The organism is Methanosphaera sp. DEW79, from assembly GCF_003266085.1.
GTDB classification, from domain to species: Archaea; Methanobacteriota; Methanobacteria; order Methanobacteriales; family Methanobacteriaceae; genus Methanosphaera; species Methanosphaera stadtmanae.
Genome location: NZ_MUZW01000017.1, coordinates 1 through 4,636 on the forward strand (window position 1 = coordinate 1; position 4,636 = coordinate 4,636).

General features: G+C 28.5%; 4 protein-coding genes. All 4 read left to right on the forward strand.

Features of this window, described 5'->3' with window-relative positions:
• The first annotated feature begins 268 nt into the window (after positions 1-268).
• The 4 genes from glnA to BZ132_RS01255 all read left to right on the forward strand — a co-directional run bounded on the left by glnA (position 269) and on the right by BZ132_RS01255 (position 4,199).
• Complete coding sequence (glnA, locus tag BZ132_RS01240) at positions 269-1,606, forward strand: type I glutamate--ammonia ligase (protein ID WP_011405849.1); 1,338 nt, start codon at positions 269-271, stop codon at positions 1,604-1,606.
• A gap of 182 nt (positions 1,607-1,788) precedes the next feature.
• Complete coding sequence (locus tag BZ132_RS01245; protein WP_011405850.1) at positions 1,789-3,450, forward strand: DUF128 domain-containing protein; 1,662 nt, start codon at positions 1,789-1,791, stop codon at positions 3,448-3,450.
• Between the two features lie 355 nt (positions 3,451-3,805).
• Positions 3,806-3,997 carry a 4Fe-4S binding protein gene (locus tag BZ132_RS01250; RefSeq protein ID WP_011405851.1) on the forward strand — a complete coding sequence of 64 codons (192 nt, stop codon included), beginning with the start codon at positions 3,806-3,808 and terminating at the stop codon, positions 3,995-3,997.
• Positions 3,998-4,013: 16 nt separating this feature from the next.
• Positions 4,014-4,199 (forward strand): 4Fe-4S binding protein, encoded by a 186-nt coding sequence (locus tag BZ132_RS01255; protein ID WP_011405852.1) that lies wholly within the window; start codon positions 4,014-4,016, stop codon positions 4,197-4,199.
• The last annotated feature ends 437 nt before the right edge of the window (positions 4,200-4,636 follow it).

Here is a 4,636-nt window from a genome sequence, read left to right on the forward strand (position 1 = left end):
GTACTAACAACAATAGCAACTGAAATGATGAAAAAATTTAAAAATACAAAAGAAAAATAAATATTCAAAAATCAAGACCCGACAACTGGAAAGCCACCAATTTTCAAAACATTTATATACTATAATTTTAATAATTAATCTATAGGTAGGAAGTACACTTCCGACTATTATTATACTATAAAAAAATAAATATAATATATATGAAATAACTTATTAACAAGTATCTTTCTTATTAAAACATTATAATATTGAATAGGTGAAAATTTTTATGTCCGCACGAGATGACAAAATAGATGAAATTGTTAAAACAGTAGATGAACATGGTTCAAAATTTTTAAGGTTCCAATTTGTAGATATACATGGATTACCAAAAAATGTAGCAGTATCTTTAAATAAACCAGAAGATGTAGAAACAATTATTGAAGATGGATTATTATTTGATGGATCTTCAGTAGCAGGATTTGTAGGAATCAATGATAGTGACCTTGCATTAAAACCAGATATAAATACATTCTCAACTCTACCATGGAGACCAGATGAATATGGTGCATGTAGATTCATATGTGATGTATACCACACAGATGGAACACCATTTGAAGGAGACCCTAGAGGAGTTCTTAAAAAATCATTAAAATTAGCAAAAGATAGAGGTTACCAATACAACATGGGTCCAGAACCAGAATTTTTCCTTGTTGACCATGATGAAAATGGAAAACTTATTCCAGCAGATAATGCAGAATACTTCGATGTAGAACCATTAGATCAAGGTATAGATGTAAGAAAAGAAATAGTATTAGGTCTTGAAAAACTAAACTTCAACATAGAAGTAAGCCACCACGAAGTAGCACCAGGACAACACGAAGTTGACTTTAGATTTGATGATGCACTAAAAACAGCAGATGCTGTAGTAACATTCAAACAAGCAATTAAAGCATTAGTAGACAACCTAGGATACCAAGTAACATTCATGCCAAAACCATTCTTTGGAATTAATGGTAGTGGAATGCACTGTAACCAAAGTCTATTTAAAGATGGTAAAAACATATTCTACGACCCAGATACAGAAACACAACTATCCCAAGAAGCATTATACTTCATAGGAGGATTATTAAAACACGCAAAAGCATTATCTGCAATACTTTCCCCAACAATTAACTCATACAAACGTTTAGTACCAGGATATGAAGCACCATGTTACATAGCATACGGACTTAAAAATAGATCAACTCTCCTAAGAATTCCAGCTTCTAGGGGATTAGGTACAAGAATTGAATGTAGATCTGCAGACCCATCATGTAACCCATACCTTGCATTTGCAGTGTTACTTGAAGCAGGTCTCGATGGATTAGACAATAAAATTGACCCAGGAGAACCAACAGAATTCAATGCATTTGCTCTTACTCCTGATGAATTAGCAGCAAAAGGTATTGATACATTACCTACAAGTCTATGGGAAGCATATCATTCCTTAGAAAAAGACGATGTAGTTAAAAATGCTCTTGGAGATTATGTATACGATCAATTCTATAACATTAAACGTGCAGAATGGGATGACTACAGAATACAAGTATTTGATTATGAACGTGATAAATTCCTTAACATCTAGATATTATGTTAATATCTAATACTTTTCTCTCACCCTCTTTTTTTAAATATATTACATTGTACCATGTTTTTAATAATTATCAACAATAAATAATTATAATAACTACTAATCAAAAAAAATTTATATAATTTTAGTATTAAATAAGGAGACATGATAGTATTTCTATTAAACAAGAAACTGATATGAAAATGATGGAAATTCTAAGAATTTTATATAGTAAAAATGAAATTCTTGGTGCTAAAATAATCTCCCAAGAATTAGAAAAGAGAGGATACTCTCTTGGAGAACGTGCAGTAAGATATCATATGCATATTCTTGATGAAAAAGGATTCACTGAAAAAGTTGGTTATAAAGGTCGTCAAATCACAAAAAAAGGAATAGATGAACTAAAAAAAGGTTTAATTTTTGATCAAGTTGATTTTACATTTTCAAGATTTCAAGAAAAAATGTACAATGTATCACTTGATTACAAAAAAGCAACAGGTTCAGTAATTGTAAATATATCTTCAATAAATGACCTTGATTCCTCAAAAATAATAACAGATGTTTTCAAAGAGGGATTATCAGTAAGTAAACATTATAATATAGTTGAAAAAGATGATAAAACATATATTGAAACAGTCTGTGGAACAACTATTGACGGGGTATTTCAACAACAGGGCATAATTACAAAACCATTGTATGGTGGACTACTTAAAGTAGAAGATTATGTTCCAATTAATTTCACAGAACAAATTGCATATGAAAATACATCAATAACACCTCTTGAAGCATTCACAGGCCATGATAATACATCAGTAATTGATGTTATAAATAATGGAACAGGAGTAATACCAGCAAACTTTAGAATCATACCAGAAGTAAAAAAACAACATGCATTAGCTATTCTAGATAATCTTAAAACTATTGGAATAGGTGGAGTGATACATATTGGTAATCCCGGAGAAGCAGTCTTAGGAATTCCAGTTCCAGAGGGAATGGTTGGAATAGCAGTTGTTGGAGGTGTAACACCACTATGTGCAGCACGGGAAGAAGGATATGATCTTAGTATAAAACTAGCTGATGGATATGCTGAATATAGTAATATGATAAATTCATCCATTGCAAAAAATTTTCCCCTAAAACCTGTAACTTATAATAACACAACACCAGTATCTTTTGTATTAAATAAAATATACAACTTATTATCCACTGTTAACTTTGATATTGAATCAGGAGAGGGGGATGTTATAGTAAATGTATCATTTGTTGATAGAAATAATTTAGATACTTCTCTTGAAATATTAAGTAAAATGTACAAGTCAAAACCAGAATTCTGTATTGGAAATAGATATTCTCTGGTTGATGGTCCAGATAATAAGGTAGGTATTGCAACTATATGTAGTCTTACAATTGATGGTATATTAACAAAACATGGAATAAGTTCCTTTCCAAAATACAGTGGAATACTTGATATATATGGTAACAGTCGACGTTTTATTGAATTAATATCATATAAAGGTTCTTCTGTTGATCCACATGAAATATTTATTAATAAGAACATGTGTGAATTAAATGTATCTGGTGATTCTTGTAAAATCTTGGCAAGTGTTCATTCAGTACCATACATTGCAAGGGATAAAACAGTAGATATATTAGATAAACTTGGTGAATATGGATTTGAAGTATTAAATATTGGAAAACCAAATGAATACACATATAATGCTAAAATTGAAAAATATCATTTTGGATATGTGCTAGCTGGGGGATTAAATCCAATAGCTGCAATTAAAAAGGAAGGTATACCAACAGATGTAAAATCTATTGAAACAATGAAGAATTTTAATTCATTTGAAGAGTTCTAATCATATTCAATACTTCTTATTTTTTTTTATTTATGAATGTATAAGTTAATAAGATATTTCATTCATTTCTAAAATGGGAATATTTTAATTCATATAAACTATATTTGTAAGAAATTATTATCAATTGTCATGTTCTAATCTTTAAATAATAATACAATTTATGTTCGCCTAAAAAACAATTTATTTAAATATACATAAAAATAGAACATAAAACATAATTAAATATATTTTTTTTTATTGAAATATAATAAATAATTCTCTTTAATATAATCTTGATTTAAATAAAAAAGAGATAGGATATTCATATTATTATTGGAAAATATTAAATATCTGCTAAAATAAAGAAGTGATTAAAATGGTAGTAACAATGGATACAACTATATGTGGGGGAGTTGATGCATGTCCTGAGGGAGGATTATGTATTGACATCTGTGCATTAAATGCAATAGATAATGTTAATGGACAACCTATAATAAATCATGAAATATGTCCTGAATGTGGACTATGTGTATTAAATTGTCCAAAACAAGCTATTTCTAAAACATAAAAGGAGGGTAATGGCAATGGTTGTGACAGTTTATCAAGACAGATGTGATGGAGTAGAAGCATGTCCAAGAAATGGTGTGTGTATGGAAGTATGTGCACTTGATGCTATTGAACATAAGGGTGATTCCATAATAATTACAGAGGATTGTACAAACTGTGGACTTTGTGTTATGAACTGTCCGAGGGGTGCATTGTCAAAGTAGGAAAATAAACTTCAATTATTTATACTTTCTTTTTTTTTAAAATATAATTTCATTTAGCCCCTTGATTTAAGTTTATATTAATTANGAACTATACTCTTTCTATTTCTTAATATTTTTGTTAAAATTAGTTTTTTATAATAATACATTATTATTTGGTCTTTATTTTATGTAAAATGGTTATTATATATTAATATTTAAATATAATTAAGTACATGTATGTTTTAGTGAAAAATCATGAAACATCATATGATTTAGTAAAGATCTAATTATGGTATGTTAAAAAAATAGTTAATTTCATCGATTCTAGAAAAAGTCATGAAATTATATCTTTTTTCAAGATAAAACCTGTTAAAACTTTTGTCAATGATTTAAAAAAAATATGGTATTTAAGTGTATTTTTTAATTATGAACTGTCTTTTGTTGTTGATTGGCTAAAT

Coding starts and splice junctions, on each gene's coding strand:
- BZ132_RS01255 (WP_011405852.1), top strand. CDS start 4,014: ATGGTTGTGACAGTTTATCAAGACAGATGTGATGGAGTAGAAGCATGT.
- glnA (WP_011405849.1), top strand. CDS start 269: ATGTCCGCACGAGATGACAAAATAGATGAAATTGTTAAAACAGTAGAT.
- BZ132_RS01245 (WP_011405850.1), top strand. CDS start 1,789: ATGAAAATGATGGAAATTCTAAGAATTTTATATAGTAAAAATGAAATT.
- BZ132_RS01250 (WP_011405851.1), top strand. CDS start 3,806: ATGGTAGTAACAATGGATACAACTATATGTGGGGGAGTTGATGCATGT.